The organism is Enterococcus sp. AZ170 (assembly GCF_050545135.1).
Classification (GTDB): domain Bacteria; phylum Bacillota; class Bacilli; order Lactobacillales; family Enterococcaceae; genus Enterococcus_L; species Enterococcus_L ureilyticus.
Map to the genome: position 1 here is coordinate 1,761,987 of NZ_CP172947.1, position 18,896 is coordinate 1,780,882.

Sequence of the window (18,896 nt, forward strand, 5' to 3'; positions counted from 1 at the left end):
AACTTCTTATTCTAGAAAATCTTTTAATTGTTTAGAACGAGAAGGATGACGTAGTTTACGTAGTGCTTTGGCTTCGATTTGACGAATTCGTTCACGAGTTACACCAAAAACTTTCCCCACTTCTTCTAGAGTACGGGTACGTCCATCATCTAAACCAAAACGTAAACGTAAAACATTTTCTTCACGATCAGTCAGTGTATCTAAAACATCTTCTAATTGTTCCTTCAACAATTCATAAGCAGCATGTTCAGCTGGACTAGTTGCATCTTGGTCTTCAATGAAGTCTCCAAGATGAGAGTCATCTTCTTCACCAATTGGCGTTTCTAAAGAAACAGGCTCTTGTGCTATTTTCAAAATTTCGCGAACTTTTTCAGTTGGTAAGTCCATTTCTGCACCGATTTCTTCAGGCGTTGGTTCCCGACCTAAATCTTGTAACAATTGGCGTTGGATACGAATCAATTTATTGATCGTTTCCACCATATGCACAGGAATCCGAATCGTTCTTGCTTGGTCAGCGATAGCACGAGTGATTGCTTGACGAATCCACCAAGTAGCATACGTTGAGAATTTAAACCCTTTACGATAGTCAAATTTCTCAACAGCTTTCATTAGTCCCATATTTCCTTCTTGGATCAAATCCAGGAATTGCATCCCACGACCTACATAACGTTTGGCAATTGAAACAACTAAACGTAAGTTTGCTTCTGCTAAACGTTGTTTTGCTTCTTGGTCGCCTTCTTCGATTTTTAGTGCTAATTCGACTTCTTCCGCTGCAGTTAATAATTGTACACGCCCGATTTCTTTCAGGTACATACGAACAGGGTCATTGATTTTAACACCAGTAGGGGCAGATAAATCTTCCATTTGGGCTTTTTCAGCAACTTTTGCATCTTTTTTTAGACTATGTTCACTTGGATCACCATTCTCATCTACGACACTGATACCAGCATCTTCAACTTTTTGGATCAATTTTTCCATTTCGTCTGCATTCAATGTAAACGGCGTTGCTAATTTGTTTGTTAAATCATCATAAAGAACATTGCCTTTCGGTTTGCTCTCTTTGATAAAGGCCGCCAATGCAGCTGTATATTTTTTTTCTGTTTCTTTTTCCATGAAAGAAGGCCCCCTTCATTTTTCCATTCGATTAAATATATAAATAATAGTCAAATACATTATCTGGACATATTCATTATGACAATGTACGACTTTTTTGCAATTGTCTTACTAAGTTAATCACTTCGATCGCTAGTTCGTCTACCAATTGTTTATTCCCAAGACGTTCAGCTTCTTTTTTTTGCAATTGTTTTTGCTGAATCAAATCGTCTAAACTAGAATTTGCAATCACCCTTATCACATCCGCAATCTCTCTTTCAGAACTTTCTTCTGAAATCGTCTGTAACGAAATATCGATTGCCAATTTTTTTATCGTTTCTTCTTTTAAATAATCGATAAAATCTGCAAGTAAAAAGTCCGAGTGAACACTCATGTAGCTATCTAATAATAGGTAAAGCTCTTGATATTGATCATGTGCGAAATTAAACTCAGGTAATTGAATCAATTGATTTCGAACACTTTGTTCATTCATCAAACGATACAATAATGCACGTTCTGCTTTTTCTACTTGTGTTAACGGTAATTTATTTTGTGTAGAAGGAACAACGACTTCTTCAAACATTTCTGGCGGTTCCATTAGACCCGTCATTTCATCAAACGCTTGAGGCGGCGGTGCGACTTGTTGCTGTCTTTCCCTTCTCTTCGTAGAGCGTTGTTGTGTTTCCAGTTGTTTTAACTGTTCTTCTAAAGAGTGGAAGGACAACTGAAATTCTTGCGCCAACTGATTTAGATAACGATCACGCTCTAGAGGCGATTGAACTAGTAACAATTCCTGTAATAATTCATTGACATAATCGAGCTGCTCTTTTTCATTATTCATGTTTCTAGTCAAACGGTGATACTGCATTTTAAAGCTAAACACCGTTTCTCGACCATGGAGTGCTAACTCCCGAAAAGAGTCGTTGCCGTATTTTCTTAAATAATCATCTGGATCCAATTTTTCAGGAATACTTACGATACTTAATTGAAACCTGCTATGTTCACTTAATAATGAAATTGCTCGATTTGTTGCTTCTACTCCAGCAGTATCTCCATCATAGCAAACAACAAGTTCTTTTGCTACACGTTCAAGTTTACGAATCTGCTCATTAGTCAAACTAGTTCCCATAGAAGCAACGCCACTAGTGATACCAGCCTGCCATGCCGCGATCACATCCATAAAACCTTCAAATAAAAACACGGTATTTTCCTTACGGATTTCTTTGCGCGCTTTATCAAAGTTAAATAATGTCTCTCTTTTATTAAACAAGACGGTTTCCGGACTGTTTAAATATTTAGGCATATCGTCACCTAGAAAATCTTCTGTTTTAAGAAGTCTCCCAGAAAAGGCAATCACGTTTCCGCGATCATCGCTGATTGGAAACATCACTCGTTGATAAAAGCGATCTAAAAATTCACCATTATCTCTTTGGATAAACAATCCAGATTCTTTAGATAAATCTTCAGCGACTTCTTCATTTTGGAATACTTGACTTAAAAAGTCGCGTTTTTGAGGAGCAAAACCGATTTTAAACGTTTCAATGAGTTCTTTTGTTAACCCACGTTCCAATAAATAATTTAACGCCGGTTCACCTATCTGAGTATTCATCAAAACATGATGATATAAATCTGCTGCCTTTTTATGAAGTTCGATCAATTTGCGATTTTGTACGTTTTCCGTTGGGTTAGAATCCATCGTATTAGTCCAATCGATATTCACTGGGATCTGCTCTAACTCAGCAACTCTGCGGACAGATTCGGGGAAATTGATTCCTTCTATTTCCTGCAGAAAATTAAAAACAGTTCCACCTTTTCCGCAGCCAAAACAATGAAAAATTTGCTTGTCTTCTGCTACTGAAAATGAAGGGGAACGTTCTTCATGAAACGGACATAGACCCATATAATTCTTGCCGGATTTTTTCAATTGAACATATTGTCCAACTACATCAACAATATTCGTACGTTGTCTTACTTCCTCAATCACTTCTTGAGGGATTCTTTGTGCCACTGTTCTCACCTCCAAAATAGCGAAAAGCTAATTTATGCGATAGTCAGTAAAAAAGCACTGAAATCTTCAGCGCGACTTTTATAAAGACACAATTACACATATTTCATTGTATCATACTAAACATAATTTTCAAGTAAATTGCATCTTTATTTTCAAAACATTTGATTTCATCTGATTAGCTTTACATAATAATAATATAGTAACCTTCGTATAATGAAAAAGAAAAAACAGATATACGTTCATCTGTCTTTTCTCTTTAACTTTTTCAACGTCTATCTCAAAATCACACTTTGGTTTGCGTATCTTGTGCAGTCCATAATTCTTTAACAACAGGAATATTTCCTAATTCTGTCATATTACTTGGTAAAATCACTGTGTTTGCATCACTGCTAACAACTTGTTTAAAGGCTTCTATTCCTAGGTAAGCCAACGCTTGTTCATTCAAATCACTATCTTTGATGGCTTGATTCAAAGCCAAAATACGTTGTCTTTCTGCTTCTGTTGTAATACGGATTCGTTCGGCTTCTGCATCAGCATCAATTTTCGTACGTTGCGCACGAGCTTCGGCATCGATTTTTGTTTGTTTTGCACGAGCTTCGGCGTCAATCTGCATCTGCGAAGCATTCGCTTCTGAATCCAAAATAATCGATTGCTTTCTACCTTCTGAAATCGTGATCGTCGATTCTTTATCTCGACTAGCTGTGATTAGTTTATTCATCGAATTGACAATTTCATCCGAAACAGAAATTTCACCAATATTGATTCGGTCGATCGACAAACCATAACCTGCCGTAATATCCTTTACACTTTCAAATAAACTAACATTGATTTCTTCTGTTCCATTCAGCACTTCATTTAAATCCATTTTACCGATGATTCCACGTAAGTTTGACTGACAATCTTGAATCATTGAGGTAACAGAATCTTCGTTATCATAGACAAACGCACGAACATCCGTCACGTGATATTTGATTGCTTCATCAACTTCAACAATTACATTGTCACGGGTGATTACACTTTGAGATTCAATTTCTAAAGGTGTTTGTTTTAAAGAAACACGACCACGTACCTTATACAAAACAGGAATTAGGAAATGAAGACCTGGATCGATCGTTTTAACATATTTCCCAAAACTTTCAACGATTTTCACTTCACCCTGTTGAACGATAATCACCATTTTTGAAATAAGGACCAAAATCAAAACAAGAACGAGGATAAAAATTAGAATATTAAGGATTATCAATATAATTCACATCACTTTCGAATAAATAATTGTTCACCGTTACAAATAATTCAGTACTGGAAAAATCTACTACTTCCAGCATCGCCCCCTTTTCAGGGATACCATTAATTACACGATACATATAAGGACTACCATATATTCGAATTACGCCATTAAAATTATCTGTAGCAGCTCGAAAACATTTTCCGATAGTTTTGCGCATTTGATACTCTCCACTCATAGATACCCCTCCCTATTTCCATACCTTTTATGCCATTTTAAAGATCCTTGATGGTTTTACCAGCTCGTTTCATTTGGAAAAGACCAATCATGATCCGAACCACGATATTAATAAGCATCATTACCGCAAATATCGGTAAGGTTTGCTGAGTTAAAAAACCTACTTCTAAAATACTGTGGAACAGCATTGCCGCCACATAAATTCCGCCTACGGTTGTAACTGCTAAGAAAATACGTAATGGATTGAACGGTAAACATGCCCGAACAACTGCCATACAACTAATTCCAATCAACAAGTAATACATTAGTGTTGTGGTATCCATTTGGCTAAAGCCTTGATTTTGTCCCATCAAATAAACTGTCACAATGTTTAATACGACTAAGACTGCATTAACGGATGCATTTCTTAGTGCAGTCGGTAAAAATTTCCCTTTAACTTTACGTTTGTCGCCTTCAAATGATAAGAAGAAGGCTGGATATCCTTCAATTGCCAAATCAATCAAGGTAATTTGGATTGGTATAAAAGGAAATGCGATTGTTGTAAAGACACAAATCATGGATAAAATAAATGAATAAATCGTTTTGATAAAGAAGACACTAGCAACTTTTGTCACATTGTTGACCACGCGTCGACCTTCAAACAAGACATCTGGCAGTGTTGTAAAATCAGAGTCTAATAATACTAAGTTTGAAATTTGTCTAGTAGCCCCATCACCTTCAGCCATAGCAATACTACAATCTGCTTCTCTCAATGCTAGGACATCATTAACTCCATCACCTGTCATTGCAACCACATGATCGTTATCCTTTAATTCTCTAACAATCGTTCTCTTTTGTTGCGGCGTTACTCGACCAAACACCGTATAGTCATGGACTGCTTGACGCACTTGCGCTTCTGTCTCCATCGTTGACATATCAACATATGATTCATAGCCAAATAATCCAGCACGGCGAGCGATATTAGAAACTGTCACAGGATTGTCACCAGAAATCACTTTCAAGTCAATCCCTTCTTCACGTAAATAGGCTAATGTTTCACTAGCATTTTGACGAATCGGATCATCAATTTCTAAAACTGCTAATGGTTCTAAAAAAGGTATCTTTTCTTCATCTAATGATGTATTTTCTGCAATTCCTAACATTAGCACTCGATATCCCTCTTCTTGCGCTTCAATCACTTCTTTTGGTAAGCGATCGGCAGCAACCAGTTTTTCGGGCGCTCCAAGATAGACTGTTCCTAATTCGTTAAATTCAATTGCCCCCCATTTTCTTTCAGAAGAAAATGGCAGACTCTTTACTGCTCCATAACGATTGGAAAGATCGAAGTGATTCCGAATAGCTTGCATCGTGATATTATTATCTGTACTTTCCGCTAAATAACTACCGATGATTTGCGGAAAGTTTTCATGATAACTTGCATGTAAGACTGCTACTTTTTGAACTTTCATTTTTCCTTCAGTGATTGTTCCTGTCTTATCCAAACACAGTGTATCAACATGAGCTAATGTTTCGATTGAGTACATATCTTGAACTAAAATCCGTTTTTTCGCTAGTTTTACAACACCTGTTGTAAGGGTGATACTGATCAACAAGACCAATCCTTTTGGCAACATGCCCAATAAAGCAGCAGCGGATGCCACTACAGATGCTTCAATTCCAGAGTTACGAATCATGAAACCTTCCACAAATAAAATGATCCCTAAAGGAATAATCACTAAACTTGTGAATTTAGATACTTTGCGAATTGAATTTACTAATTCAGATTGAATTGGTTTATGCACTTTTGCTTCTGCTGTGATTTTAACCGCATAATTATCTGCTCCAACATGAACAACTTTTGCATAAACTTGCCCGCTTGCTAGAAAACTGCCTGATAGTAACACATCGCCAGCTATTTTTTCGATTAAATCAGACTCACCGGTCAATAAGGCTTCATTCGCTTCTGCTTTTCCTTCTATAACTTCCATATCTGAAGGAACTTGCTCACCAGCAGAAATCACAACAATATCATCCAGCACTAATTCTGTTGTATCGATCTCTACTTCTTTTCCTTCACGAATCACATGAACGCTTTCTTTAGAAACAATTGATAACTTCTGAACTAAATTTCTAGCATGAATTTCTTGATAGATCCCCATCCCCATATTGACTAGAATAATAGCTAAAAAAGCTAAGTTAGAATACGCACCCACAAAAAGTAGGCAGAGTGCAATTCCAAAATTTAAAAAGTTGAACAATGTCATGAGGTTATCATAAATAATATCTTTTGTTGATTTAGCCACATTTTCTTCATAATCATTCTGTAAACCTTGTTTTTTTCGTTCTTCTACCTCTATTTGAGTCAATCCTTGTTTCAGGTCAAACTTATTTCTCATGTATTTAATTCCCTACTTTCTCCTTGTTGAAACTATATCTTCTTTAGTTTACTTGTAAATAGAAAGAAGTTCAAGAAAATCCTTAAGAATTCGTACCATTCAATAGACGACATTCTTAAGGATCACTAATTTAGCCTTTAAATTATTTTAACCATTTAATAAATTGCTGGTTCATCTTGACCAGATCAGCATAAAACATGTTCCCGCCATTACTATATAAGAATCCTCCATTATAAATTAGCGCTTGCGGACGATAATATCGATAGGTTTGTTGATTCGTATTTCCAAGTAATGGTGATAACACTTCTTTTGAATATTCTTCTGCCAAGCGAACTGAATTTTTACCTCCCTGCTCTTTAACAAAGGCAATATAATCTAATCCAAAATTATACGCTTGAACAGCTGTCCATATATCACAGCCCGCTTCATTTGATTTTTCGATTGCTTGGGCTAAAAATGCGACCCCCGCATCAAGACTTTCTTCCGTGCTACCGATCATTTGTCTTTTACCGTAAGCACTCTCGCTACTTTGCATCAAATCTTCTGAAAGTCCTTTTGATTCAGTATAAATAATTGCTAACACCAAATTTTTGTATTCAGGAATATTATTTTTCTTTACTACTCGTTCTACTTCTGTTTCATAAGTCATAACCTGTTGAACATTTTGGCGAATTTTAAAACCAAAGTAGCCCAAACCGATGATCAATAACAGAAGAAATAACCAAAGTATTCTTTTTACGATTTTCATCAATTTACTCATCTTATCATCCAAACTTTTTTTGTGTAGTTTTCATAATACGTTATTATTCAAAAAAAATCTAAAAAAAGGTTGATTCTTTATCATTCTTTAATAAAAATTTGCTACTATTCTTCTATCCATTTTAGTTTTAAATATTTTGAAAAACCGCTATACTAAACGAGATGGGTGGTAAGGATATGAAAAAAGAAAAGAAAGTTCTACTAACAACGGATAAAAGCCTCATTTATTATGAAGTTTCAGGTCACGGCACCCCTTTATTCTTACTTCATGGAAATGGAGGAAGTGGGCGCTATTTTGAAAAACAAGTACCTGTATTTAGCCGCTATTTCACAGTCTATACGGTTGACAGTCGTGCCCATGGCCGTTCAACAAACACCAGCATTGATTTAACCTTTGAGCAAATGGCTGACGACCTTTATAATATCATGGTTCAAGAACAACTCCCTCAAGCAGATATTGTCGGTTTTAGCGATGGAGCAAATCTTGCCATGGTTTTTACAAAGAAATATCCTGAATCTGTTCATCGTTTAGTACTGAATGCGGGAAATACAATTGTTCAAGGGGTTCATTTTCCTGTAAGAATTCTGACGGCAATTGAATATATTTATCTTCGATTATTGGCTTTATTCAGTCAAAAAGCGAAACAGCGACTGGCGATTGTTCGATTGATGGTACAGGATATCACCATTACTGCTTTAGATTTAAAGCAGATTTCCCAAAAGACTTTAGTACTCGTCGGCAAACATGATATTATCAAGCGTAGCCATTCAATGTATTTAGCCAAAGAAATTCCACATGCTACTTTTGTGCTAATTCCAAGACAAGGACATTCTTTTGCTCGAAAGGACCCCAAAACATTTAACCAAGAAATTCTATCATTTTTAAAAGAAAAGTAGGTGCAATTAAATGAAGAAAATGCTCCAATGGATCAAAGATCATTTTAGCTATTTTAAAACAATTTTTATTTTTTCAGTCATAATCATCGTTTTTCGTGAATTATTATCAATCAGTAAAACAATTTCATTCCAGCAACTTTCGGATATTTTTCAAGATCTTGCGCTCTGGAAAATCGGCTTAATGTTTTTGATTGGGCTAATTGCTGTTGTTCCAATGATTGGTTACGATGTGATTCTTAATAAGATCTTAAAACAACAACTAGATAAGACTTTTCTTATTGAAAGTAGTTGGGTAATCAATACGATTAACAATGTTGCCGGATTTGGTGGTTTAGTCAGTATCGGATTGCGCTCTGAGTTTTATGGAAAAGAGAAAGATGGCAAAGCCGTCGTTCGTGCATTGTCTAAAATTTTGATTTTTTTGATGTCCGGACTTTCTATTTATAGCCTTATGGCCTTCTTTCTTGTCATGTTTGTTCACACAAATCAATATTTACAGCAATATTGGATTTGGCTGATTGGCGGCGGTTTGTATTTCCCTGTTGTTTTGATTGTAAGTTTATTTAGAAAAGACGAATATATTGGGGATATTGATCGCCAAACACGCTTTGGGCTTATTCTAACTTCATTTTTAGAGTGGACAGGCGTTATAGGAAGTTTTTTACTGATTGGAATGTTGATGGGCGTTACAATGCATCCATTGCAAGTTGTGCCTCTTTTTATTGCAGCTTCCGTCATTGGAATCGTCTCGATGATTCCAGGTGAGCTGGGTAGTTTTGATATTATGATGATCATTGGTCTCTCAGCTTTAGGGATCAATCGAGAAGTCGTTGTTGCTTGGATATTACTCTATCGTCTTTTTTATTACATTGTTCCTTTTATTATCGGCGTTATATTTTTTATAAAGAATCTAAGTTATCGTCTAAATACACGTTATTCAGGAATCCCACGAGAACTGTCTACAGAAATAGCGCATAAGTTTGTTGTTTTCTTAATGTATTTTTCTGGAATCATGATCGTATTATCTGCTACTATTCCAGAAGCTTTTAGTCAGTTCAACTGGTTAAAGCAGCTAAATCCGCTTTCCTTTCATATTATTACGCAATTTCCGGCTATTTTATTAGGGTTTCTCTTACTCATTACAGGTCGAGGTATTGCCGCAAGGGTCAAGCGTGCTTACTTGCCCACAATTGGGTTGATTCTGGTAACTTTCCTTTATACATTTTTGAAAGATTTCAGCTGGGGTGTCCTTATTTTTCTTAGTTTATTACTTATTATTATTATTTTCTCCAAAAGAGAATTATTTAGAGAACAGTTAGTTTATTCTTGGGAAATGATCACAATTGATGGCATTATTTTCCTGACATTGACCATTTTATATCTTGTGATCGGCGTGTATAATTTACCTACCTTCCCTCATCATAATCGTCATTTTATTTCATTCTTTTTCTTTCCATCAGAAAAAATTTGGTTTTCCGGTTTTATCGGTATTTTATTAGTAACGTTGTTTAGTTATCTGTTTATCCGTTATCTTGAAGGGAAACGATACCAATTGGGCACTCCACTAGATGAAAAACGAGCCTTTACCCTTTTAACAACGTATGGTGGAAATACAGATAGTCAACTTATTTTTCTAAAAGATAAAGAGATGTATATCTATACCAATTCGGAAAACCAAGAGACTGTTTTGTTACAATTTAAGACATTCAATAATAAGTGTATTGTCATGGGTGATCCTTCTGGAAAGAAAGAAGATTTCCCAGAAGCAATTGAACAGTTTATTACCGAAGCAGATCGTTGGGGCTATCTTCCTGTTTTTTACGAGTCATCCGAAGAAGTTGTGATGTATTTACACGAATTTGGCTACGACTTTATCAAAATGGGGGAAGAAGCACATGTTGATTTAGCTAACTTCACTCTCTCTGGAAAGAAAATGAAAAGTGAACGGGCAGTCATGAACCGCTTTAAAAAAGAAAATTATCAATTTGGAGTCCTACAACCTCCATTTTCGAATGAATTAATGTCTGAGCTAAAACAAGTTTCTGATGAATGGCTAGGAAGTCGCAAGGAAAAAGGGTTCTCATTAGGCTTCTTTTCTGAAACTTATCTACAGCGTGGACAAATAGCTGTCGCTAAAAATCAAGAGGGGCGAATCGTTGCCTTTGCAAACATTATACCAACTTATACTACAGAAGAAGGAACGATCGACTTGATGCGTTACAGTAAAGAAGCACCTTCTGGCGTGATGGATTATCTATTCATTTCTTTATTCAACTATATGAACGAGGAAGGTTTTACGTATTTCAATTTAGGAATGGCTCCTTTATCTAATGTTGGTACTTCAAAAAAAAGCTTTATTCAAGAACGAATTGCTTATTTAGTATATGAATTCGGTTCACGTTTTTATTCGTTTCGAGGGTTACGTGATTATAAAGAAAAATATGCGGCGGAGTGGGTTTCACGATATACGTTATACTCTCGGGATAGTTTTATCGCCTACGTTATGATCGCCTTATTGATCATTGACAATGCACCGATTGAAAAACAGAAAAAGATACACGGTGTTCGTCGTATTCTTAGAAACAGATATCAACGTTAAACAAAAAAAGAGCTGAAGTCATTCAGTTCTTTTTTGTTTTATCATCACTTCAAATGAGTGATTCAGACAAGCCGTACCAGAGATACTGATTTCGTGGTCACCATTATCAGCCTTTACAATATGAACCAAAACTTTTCCTTCTCTTTGTACATGTTGTCCTTGGTTAACCTGGATCATTTTGCTATGATCATTTTCATAAACGTGGTTCAGCAAATAAGCTCCCATGACACCTGAAGCTGTTCCTGTCACTGAGTCTTCCGTTGTCCCAGAAAAGGGCGAAGAAAAGTGTCTAGCCGTATAAACCGCTTCACCTTTTGAAACAACAGCAAAAGGATGGATTGAAGATTTAGGGATTTCCTTTAAAATATCTGGAAATGCTGTAGGGTTAGGAATCATTTTATCTAAAACTTCTGGCGCAATAACAGGTACTAGTAAAGTCCATGATCCAGTATTGCCATACTGAATCGGCCAATCAGCATGAAGATCTTCTAAGTTAATACCAAGAATTTGGCATAAGGCGGAGCGATCCCCTTTAAAATCGATAAATTTCGGTTGCGCTTGTTTCATTGTGATTCTCTGCGTTTCTTCCTCATAGATGATCGGCAAAATACCTGCACCGGTTTCGATTTCTAATTGACAGCTGCCTTTTTTGTTAAATAAAGCAAAGATGGCCCCGATTGTCGCATGTCCGCAAAGTGGCGTCTCATGACCAGGAGTAAAATACCTTAATTTGATGGCTGCACGATCACTTGAGCATACAAAAACAGTTTCATTAAAACCAACTTCTCTTGCAATTTCCTGCATTTGCTCTACACTATATGAATCACCGTTTAGTACCACACCTGCTGGATTGCCTTTTCCTTGAATATTTGTAAACGCATCTACTCTTAAAACCGTACTTTTCATTCTCCTTAACTCCCTTTTCTTTTTAACAGATAGTATATCACAAATACTAAAAGTGTACTTTCCGTTGTCAACAAAAAAAGAATCTCTGATATGTTTATCAAAGATTCTCTTTTTGCTATTTTTCAATTTCAGTTACAATACCAGACCCAACAGTACGACCACCTTCACGAATGGAGAATGTTGTTCCTTGTTCTACCGCTATCGGATGTATTAATTCAACATCGATCGTAACGTTATCTCCAGGCATGACCATTTCAACACCATCTGGCAATTCTACTACACCAGTAACATCTGTTGTACGGAAATAGAATTGCGGACGGTAATTTGTAAAGAATGGTGTATGGCGTCCCCCTTCTTCTTTCGTCAAAACATATACTTCTGCAATAAATTTTGTGTGCGGTGTAATAGACCCTGGTTTTGCGATCACTTGGCCACGTTCGATTTCATCCCGAGTGATTCCTCTTAAAAGAACGCCGACGTTGTCACCTGCTTCACCATAATCTAAGGTTTTACGGAACATTTCAATTCCTGTCACTACAGCTTTTTGCGTATCAGGTTTGATTCCGACAATTTCGATTTCATCTCCAACACTTACTTTCCCACGATCAATACGTCCAGAAGCAACAGTTCCGCGACCTGTAATAGAAAAGACATCTTCCACAGGTAATAATAGTGGTTTGTCCGTATCTCTTTCTGGTGTTGGAATATACTCGTCCACAGTATCCATTAATTGCATAATTGCATCTTCAGCCGTAGGATCTCCTTGTAAAGCTTTCAAAGCAGAGCCTTTGATGATTGGTGTATCGTCTCCAGGAAAATTATATTCATTCAGTAACTCACGCACTTCCATTTCAACTAAATCGATCAGTTCTTCATCATCAACTAAATCGATTTTGTTAAGGAAAACGATTAAATATTTTACACCTACTTGACGAGATAACAAAATATGCTCACGTGTTTGTGGCATCGGTCCATCTGTTGCTGATACGACTAAAATCGCACCATCCATTTGTGCTGCCCCTGTAATCATGTTTTTAACGTAATCCGCGTGTCCGGGTGCATCAATATGAGCATAGTGACGAGCTTGAGTTTCATATTCCACATGTGAGGTGTTGATTGTAATACCTCGCTCACGTTCTTCTGGTGCTGCATCAATACTAGCATAGTCTTGAGGGTTTGCTAGGCCTTTTTTTCCTAATACTGTGGTGATTGCAGCGGTCAATGTTGTTTTACCGTGATCGACATGACCAATCGTGCCGATATTTACATGTGGTTTACTTCTGTCATAATGTTGTTTTGCCATAATTTACAAACCTCCTATTTTCTTCTAAAGGTTTTTGAAGAATCAACATGAATTGACCTTCTCTGACCTTTATAGTGTTATTATATTCCTTTTTTTAAAATACACAACTTATTTGCTTACTAATTATAAGTAAATGAAAAAGAGCAGAATTTACTCTACTCTTTTTGATAAGACATTCAACCTGTTACTCTTTTTTTGTAAAACTGATCCATTTTTTCCTCAACTGCCTCACCGCAAAGATTGGCAAATTCGGCGGATAATCGTCTAAGCTTAATTGCATCGTCTAAAGATAAGTCTTCCGTTTGAAATTTTTGGATCAAGCCTAATAATTGTTCAGTCTTCTCCTTCATACCACTACCACCTTTATTCTCCATCAACCACTTGTTCATATACCTTTTTGTCATAAACAGTTAAAATAAACTGTTCTTTGTAAGTCTCTGTTATGGCTTTTATTGATTCTATCAAGTGAGACTCACAATCAATGTAAAGAATAATCTCTTCAAAACGATCTTTCATCTCACTTAAAAAATGGGTTAAATCGTCAAGTGTATTGTGTTTTGTCATTGTTTCATAAGCAGGCATTTGCTTTGCACGAATAAAATTATGCGGAATTTCTCCAGGATACCCAACGATCGCAATTTTATTTCCTGTATGTTTCTTTTTTACTAAATCCCAAATCTTATCAATTTTTCTCGGATTGTTCCCTCTAATAATAATCATGTAATTTTGCTCCTTCATCTTTATCATATTTATTCAATATGACACAAAGAAACCGTATGATCATCAACTGGCACTTCTTTGTGTCCAGCCTTATTCATGCAAGATAATCTCCTCCTAAATTATAAAGTGATAAGAACTTATTCTATATTGTCAAAAAAACAGGAAAAAATGAAGGCGACGTTTGTTGTCACAATCATTTTTTATTTTTTCAAAAGGAAGTCCTTGAAACTTTAAAACATAAAACAAGTACACATTAACCATATCATAGAAAAAAAATAAAGCAATAGTACAAAAAAACTATCTGAGAATAATCTCAGATAGCCATTAATGATTATTTTACTGTTACTTTTCCAATCAAATTATTAGCAGAAACTGTTTGATTTGTTTTTGTTAAATCGTAGTTTTCTACAACATCTTGATTAGTGAAAACAACAATCAAGTCAGTTTTTTTACCAGCATTTGCTAGTGCTGCTAAATCGATTGTCGCTATTTTATCCCCTTGTCTCAGTACTTGACCTTCCTCAACGTGTAAAGTAAATGGTGACCCTTTTAGCTCGACGGTATCTAAGCCCATGTGTAACAAAACTTCAATGCCAGAATCTGTTTGAATTCCTAAAGCATGTTTTGTTGGGAAAATACTGGTGATCTTACCTGCAACAGGTGTTGATACTTCTCCATCAGTCGGAATAACCGCAAAGCCATCACCCATCATTTTTGCTGAAAAAACATCATCTTGAACTTCTGAAATTGGAATAAGCCTTCCGTTTGCAACAGCATATAATTCCGTTTCTTTTGCAGTTACTTTTGGCGCTTCTGTTTTCACTTCAGGCTTGCTTACAGGTTCACCTGTGACCAAAGCTGCACCATTGTGTATTTTGTTCATTTCATCTGCTACGAATTGAACTTCTGTACCAACGATTACTTGAATATTTGTGCCATCAATTACTTTCACACCTGGAACGCCAGTTGCTTTGATTTTTGCTTGATCAACTTTGCTTGTGTCATTTACAGTTAAACGTAAGCGAGTTGTACAATTATCAATGGAAGTAACATTTGCATCGGCACCTAAACCTTGATAGATTTTATTTGCTAAGACTGCAAATTTGTTATCACCAGTAGTATCTAAATCAGGTGTTTCTTCGCCTTCACCTTCTTCACGTCCTGGAGTCATTAAATTGAATTTAGTGATGGCAAAACGGAACGCAAAGTAATAAATTGCCGCTACGACAACACCTTGAACAACTAACATCAATGGATGATTGGCTACTGGATTTTTTAGACTTAAGAAGAAGTCAACAAACCCTGCACTAAATGCGAACCCTGCTGTCCAATGCATAAAAGCAGAGAATGCTAAAGATAAACCAGTAAGCACAGCATGTACCACATATAACGGCCATGCAACAAACATAAATGAAAATTCTAATGGTTCAGTTACACCTGTAAAGAATGAAGCAAAACCGGCTGCTAACATTAAAGAAGCCGTTACTTTTTTCTTTTCAGGACGAGCACATTGGTAAATTGCGAATGCCCCTGCAGGTAATCCAAACATCATTACTGGGAAAAATCCAGCTTGATACATACCTGTTTGACCAATAATCGCTTTGCCTGAATCTAACGCTTGTTGTCCTGCTAAGAAATTCCCAATGTCATTGATATTGGCAACATCAAACCAAAATACTGAGTTCAAAGCATGGTGCAAGCCTGTTGGAATCAACAAACGGTTGAAGAATCCGTATAAACCAGCTCCAACAAAACCTAAACTAGAAATAGCTTCACCAAAAGCGACTAAGCCATTATAGACAACAGGCCAGATAAACAACAATACAAATGAAATTGCCAACATTGCAATAGCTGACATAATTGGAACTAAACGTTTACCACTGAAGAACGAAAGTGCCATCGGTAATTTCACATTCGAAAAGCGATTGTACATTGCCGCAGCTGTTAAACCAGCAATGATTCCAACAAATACGTTATTGCCCATACTGTTAAATGCTGGATTTACATCCGCAATGTCACTTAATCCCATAATTGCTTGCACAGAAGCTGTTCCTAACACTGTCTTCGGAACTAAATAAGCGACTAAACCAGCAAGAGCTGCTGCTCCATCTTTATCTTTTGACATCCCCAATGCTAAACCAACAGCGAATAATAATGCCAAGTTATCAAGAATAGCTAATCCACCATTCATTAAAAATGTTGTAGCCGCACTAGGACCCACTGTCCCCACGATCCAGTTTGCGATTCCTACCAATAGAGAAGCAGCTGGTAATACTGCTACAGGAAGCATTAACGAGCGTCCCATTCTTTGCATATATGCTTTCATTTTTGTCTCTCCCCTTGACTTTTATTTGATCATCTTCAACCGTTCGATATGAATGGCAAGATAACCTAATTCTTCATTTGGTACTTGATAGTGAAAATTTCTCATTAATAAAACTTGGACTTTTTTTGATACCTCATAACTTTCTGCGTATTTCTTACGCACGACATCCAAAATTTCATCATCCAATACAGCGTACTGGCTTTGCTGAAAGCGGTGAATAAACAAACGTAAATGATTAACCAGCCGCGAATAGCTCAAACTCATCTTTTCATCATGAATATTGATTCCTAATTCTTGCTCGATTAAATGAATAATTTCAGAAACAATTGTGACTTCACGAATACTTTTACTATTATCCGTGCGCCCACTACGAGCACTGTGAATATGGATTGCAATATAACCGGCTTCGTCATAGCTAAATGGAATTCCTAATGTTTGAGTCAAGTAGTCGACTGCCCATTGGGCAATCGAAAATTCTTCACTGTAAAGAATTTCAATTTCATTCAAAAGCTTATTTCTCACAATGATCTTATTTTGAATGTTCTCTGCTGCAAATGCAATATGGTCACTTAAACCAATATTGATATGTTCATTCAGCTTTTCACCAAGAATCGTTTCAGCATGTGCTATGATTTCTTCTGTGACAAAAAAATACTTTTCATCGATTTGCGATAATAAAACTTGAAGTTTTTTTAAGCCCTCTGGTTCCATTACAAACATTCGTTCCACTTGTTGCGGGAATAACAAATCATTTTTCTTCTTGTTAAAACCCACGCCTTTTCCAACTGCCACTTTTTCCTGCCCAGCGTCTATGACGAGTACAGCGTTTTGATTAAGCACCTTTTTGATTTTCATAAACATTCCTCTTCTGCAGAAGTAGATTGTCCGTTTTCTTGCTAAAGGACAACAAAAAAGCATAGAACAATCCCGCCAAAATATGAGTATATCATATTTTAAAGAAATTCTTCCATGCCTAGTATTATCTAGTCACATGAAAACGCTATTTACTTTGTTAACAATCATAGTTTACAAAGATATAGACCATTTGTCAATGATTTTATTTTATAAAAGTTGATTGTCTAAGGCAAAAATCAGAAAATAAAAGAAAATGCTCTCAAATCGAGAACATTCCTTCTATTCAATTACTCTTCTTCAGAATATTCATCTTCATCTTCATCATCAAAGTCATCATCGACATCGTCTTCATCAATGATTGTCAAATCTTCTTCAATTCCAGGTAATTCTTCCTCTTCATCGTCTGAATCTGCTCCGATTTCTTGAAGATCAGAGTTATATGCTTTGATCTCTACATCTTCTTCATCGTCATCATCATCATAAAGAATATCGTCGTCATCGTCCGTTAATTCAGCATCTTCCGGATCATCATCATTATAGTCGATCACGTCTTCGTCATTTGCATCAATAATGAACGCATTGACTTTCTTACGCTTTCTACGACGTGGCTTATCTTCTTCATCTTCCTCTAAGCCGTGCGTTACTTCTTCATTGATAGAATCAAATGGATACCATGAGCGCAAGCCCCAACGGTTATCTCCTAGTGAGATAAAACTGCCATCAATATTTAAGTCAGTATAAAATTGTGCTAAAGAGTCACGAATTTCGCTGTCAGATTTTCCAAGATAATTTTGGATTTGGTTTACTAAATCAGAGAAGTCCATCACATCTTCACGTTGTTCTAAAATTGCGTGCGCAACTTCGATCATGGATAATTCTTCTTTGTTCAACCCGTCAAATACATTAATTTCCAAACGGTACACGTCCTTTCACAGTCTACTCCTTATCATACAAAAACATCAAGAAAAAATCAATTGATTCTTGCATAATTAGGCAGTAAATTCTAGTTCTAAATGATATTCCCCTATTTTTTCGGCTTGAGAATACAAATCATAATCGATCAAAATACTACCTGCAACTGGCTGGTCCTTTAAACTAAAACGCAGATTACGCGTAAAAGTCGTGATTTGAAACAATCCATAAGGCGTTTTATAACTTGTATCCAACCTCTCTTGGTAGGCAAATTTCAAACGCATCCTCATACCACCTGAACGAATCAACTGGATTTTACCATCAGGCTCAACCTTGATCGTAACAGGGACAGGATCTCCTTCTTCTTGTTCTTCTTTATAACGAATGTATAATGTATCACCTATTTTTACGATTTGACCTTCTAGATCAAAATAAAAATTTTTCTTCTCACCTGCTTGATCGACAACAGTTTTTAATTGAATCGATACAGGTGTTCCTTGTGACAAATCCATTTGAAGCACTCTCCTTATTTTAAAAGTGTAACGGGCTTTTTCAGCTCTGTCAGAAAAAAAGGGAAATAACAGAGCGGCACTTTTTGCCACAATCATATTTCTTTATTTTTCTGAGGAACTAGCTTGCAATGCTAGATATGATTAAACACAGAACAAACTCATTTGTATTT

The 18,896-nt window shown here is 36.2% G+C and carries 16 protein-coding genes; 2 read left to right on the forward strand and 14 right to left on the reverse strand.

The features are described from left to right. Positions 1–6: 6 nt before the first annotated feature. From rpoD to IGJ55_RS08560, 6 genes are all read right to left on the reverse strand, one after another. Complete coding sequence (gene rpoD / locus IGJ55_RS08535) at positions 7–1,113, reverse strand: RNA polymerase sigma factor RpoD (RefSeq protein ID WP_430606151.1); 1,107 nt, start codon at positions 1,111–1,113, stop codon at positions 7–9. A 76-nt stretch (positions 1,114–1,189) separates the two neighbouring features. After that, entirely contained in the window at positions 1,190–3,100 is a 1,911-nt protein-coding gene (gene dnaG / locus IGJ55_RS08540; RefSeq protein WP_430606152.1) for a DNA primase, read from the reverse strand. 283 nt (positions 3,101–3,383) lie between these two features. After that, entirely contained in the window at positions 3,384–4,277 is an 894-nt protein-coding gene (locus IGJ55_RS08545) for an SPFH domain-containing protein (protein WP_379896854.1), read from the reverse strand. Positions 4,278–4,329: 52 nt separating this feature from the next. After that, positions 4,330–4,563, reverse strand: coding sequence for a hypothetical protein (locus IGJ55_RS08550; protein WP_430606153.1), 234 nt, complete (start codon positions 4,561–4,563; stop codon positions 4,330–4,332). Between the two features lie 37 nt (positions 4,564–4,600). Then, complete coding sequence (locus IGJ55_RS08555) at positions 4,601–6,937, reverse strand: cation-translocating P-type ATPase (protein WP_430606154.1); 2,337 nt, start codon at positions 6,935–6,937, stop codon at positions 4,601–4,603. A 142-nt stretch (positions 6,938–7,079) separates the two neighbouring features. After that, a complete protein-coding gene (locus tag IGJ55_RS08560) occupies positions 7,080–7,697 on the reverse strand; it encodes a lysozyme family protein (RefSeq protein WP_207120318.1) in 618 nt (205 codons plus the stop codon). Between the two features lie 176 nt (positions 7,698–7,873). Between IGJ55_RS08560 and IGJ55_RS08565 the strand changes: the two genes are divergently transcribed. Together IGJ55_RS08565 and mprF are read left to right on the forward strand one after the other, a co-directional pair. Beyond that, positions 7,874–8,593 carry an alpha/beta fold hydrolase gene (locus tag IGJ55_RS08565; protein ID WP_207120317.1) on the forward strand — a complete coding sequence of 240 codons (720 nt, stop codon included), beginning with the start codon at positions 7,874–7,876 and terminating at the stop codon, positions 8,591–8,593. 10 nt (positions 8,594–8,603) lie between these two features. Beyond that, positions 8,604–11,192 carry a bifunctional lysylphosphatidylglycerol flippase/synthetase MprF gene (gene mprF, locus IGJ55_RS08570; RefSeq protein ID WP_430606156.1) on the forward strand — a complete coding sequence of 863 codons (2,589 nt, stop codon included), beginning with the start codon at positions 8,604–8,606 and terminating at the stop codon, positions 11,190–11,192. 18 nt (positions 11,193–11,210) lie between these two features. On the opposite strand, the gene IGJ55_RS08575 is transcribed toward mprF, so the two are convergent. The 8 genes from IGJ55_RS08575 to IGJ55_RS08610 form a co-directional block, all read right to left on the reverse strand. After that, a complete protein-coding gene (locus IGJ55_RS08575; RefSeq protein ID WP_430606157.1) occupies positions 11,211–12,098 on the reverse strand; it encodes a PhzF family phenazine biosynthesis isomerase in 888 nt (295 codons plus the stop codon). 115 nt (positions 12,099–12,213) lie between these two features. Then, the gene (tuf, locus tag IGJ55_RS08580; RefSeq protein WP_430606159.1) at positions 12,214–13,401 is read right to left on the reverse strand and encodes an elongation factor Tu; all 1,188 of its coding nucleotides are present in this window, start codon (positions 13,399–13,401) and stop codon (positions 12,214–12,216) included. 176 nt (positions 13,402–13,577) lie between these two features. After that, the gene (locus IGJ55_RS08585; RefSeq protein ID WP_430606160.1) at positions 13,578–13,751 is read right to left on the reverse strand and encodes a hypothetical protein; all 174 of its coding nucleotides are present in this window, start codon (positions 13,749–13,751) and stop codon (positions 13,578–13,580) included. A 13-nt stretch (positions 13,752–13,764) separates the two neighbouring features. After that, positions 13,765–14,121, reverse strand: coding sequence for a hypothetical protein (locus tag IGJ55_RS08590; protein WP_430606161.1), 357 nt, complete (start codon positions 14,119–14,121; stop codon positions 13,765–13,767). A gap of 331 nt (positions 14,122–14,452) precedes the next feature. Continuing rightward, positions 14,453–16,447: an N-acetylglucosamine-specific PTS transporter subunit IIBC gene (gene nagE / locus IGJ55_RS08595; protein WP_430606162.1), complete on the reverse strand. Its 1,995-nt coding sequence runs from the start codon at positions 16,445–16,447 to the stop codon at positions 14,453–14,455. A gap of 21 nt (positions 16,448–16,468) precedes the next feature. Next, entirely contained in the window at positions 16,469–17,302 is an 834-nt protein-coding gene (locus tag IGJ55_RS08600) for a PRD domain-containing protein (RefSeq protein ID WP_069640696.1), read from the reverse strand. Positions 17,303–17,589: 287 nt separating this feature from the next. Next, a complete protein-coding gene (gene rpoE / locus IGJ55_RS08605) occupies positions 17,590–18,216 on the reverse strand; it encodes a DNA-directed RNA polymerase subunit delta (protein WP_429949762.1) in 627 nt (208 codons plus the stop codon). 75 nt (positions 18,217–18,291) lie between these two features. Next, positions 18,292–18,726, reverse strand: a complete 435-nt coding sequence (locus IGJ55_RS08610) for a DUF1934 domain-containing protein (protein ID WP_429949761.1) — start codon at positions 18,724–18,726, stop codon at positions 18,292–18,294. Positions 18,727–18,896: the final 170 nt, after the last annotated feature.

What these genes read in the sequence shown, in the direction of transcription:
- rpoD (WP_430606151.1), bottom strand. Translation starts at nt 1,113, where the DNA reads ATGGAAAAAGAAACAGAAAAAAAATATACAGCTGCATTGGCGGCCTTT.
- IGJ55_RS08545 (WP_379896854.1), bottom strand. Translation starts at nt 4,277, where the DNA reads ATGGTGATTATCGTTCAACAGGGTGAAGTGAAAATCGTTGAAAGTTTT.
- IGJ55_RS08550 (WP_430606153.1), bottom strand. Translation starts at nt 4,563, where the DNA reads ATGAGTGGAGAGTATCAAATGCGCAAAACTATCGGAAAATGTTTTCGA.
- IGJ55_RS08555 (WP_430606154.1), bottom strand. Translation starts at nt 6,937, where the DNA reads ATGAGAAATAAGTTTGACCTGAAACAAGGATTGACTCAAATAGAGGTA.
- IGJ55_RS08560 (WP_207120318.1), bottom strand. Translation starts at nt 7,697, where the DNA reads ATGAGTAAATTGATGAAAATCGTAAAAAGAATACTTTGGTTATTTCTT.
- IGJ55_RS08565 (WP_207120317.1), top strand. Translation starts at nt 7,874, where the DNA reads ATGAAAAAAGAAAAGAAAGTTCTACTAACAACGGATAAAAGCCTCATT.
- mprF (WP_430606156.1), top strand. Translation starts at nt 8,604, where the DNA reads ATGAAGAAAATGCTCCAATGGATCAAAGATCATTTTAGCTATTTTAAA.
- IGJ55_RS08575 (WP_430606157.1), bottom strand. Translation starts at nt 12,098, where the DNA reads ATGAAAAGTACGGTTTTAAGAGTAGATGCGTTTACAAATATTCAAGGA.
- tuf (WP_430606159.1), bottom strand. Translation starts at nt 13,401, where the DNA reads ATGGCAAAACAACATTATGACAGAAGTAAACCACATGTAAATATCGGC.
- IGJ55_RS08585 (WP_430606160.1), bottom strand. Translation starts at nt 13,751, where the DNA reads ATGAAGGAGAAGACTGAACAATTATTAGGCTTGATCCAAAAATTTCAA.
- IGJ55_RS08590 (WP_430606161.1), bottom strand. Translation starts at nt 14,121, where the DNA reads ATGATTATTATTAGAGGGAACAATCCGAGAAAAATTGATAAGATTTGG.
- nagE (WP_430606162.1), bottom strand. Translation starts at nt 16,447, where the DNA reads ATGAAAGCATATATGCAAAGAATGGGACGCTCGTTAATGCTTCCTGTA.
- IGJ55_RS08600 (WP_069640696.1), bottom strand. Translation starts at nt 17,302, where the DNA reads ATGAAAATCAAAAAGGTGCTTAATCAAAACGCTGTACTCGTCATAGAC.
- IGJ55_RS08610 (WP_429949761.1), bottom strand. Translation starts at nt 18,726, where the DNA reads ATGGATTTGTCACAAGGAACACCTGTATCGATTCAATTAAAAACTGTT.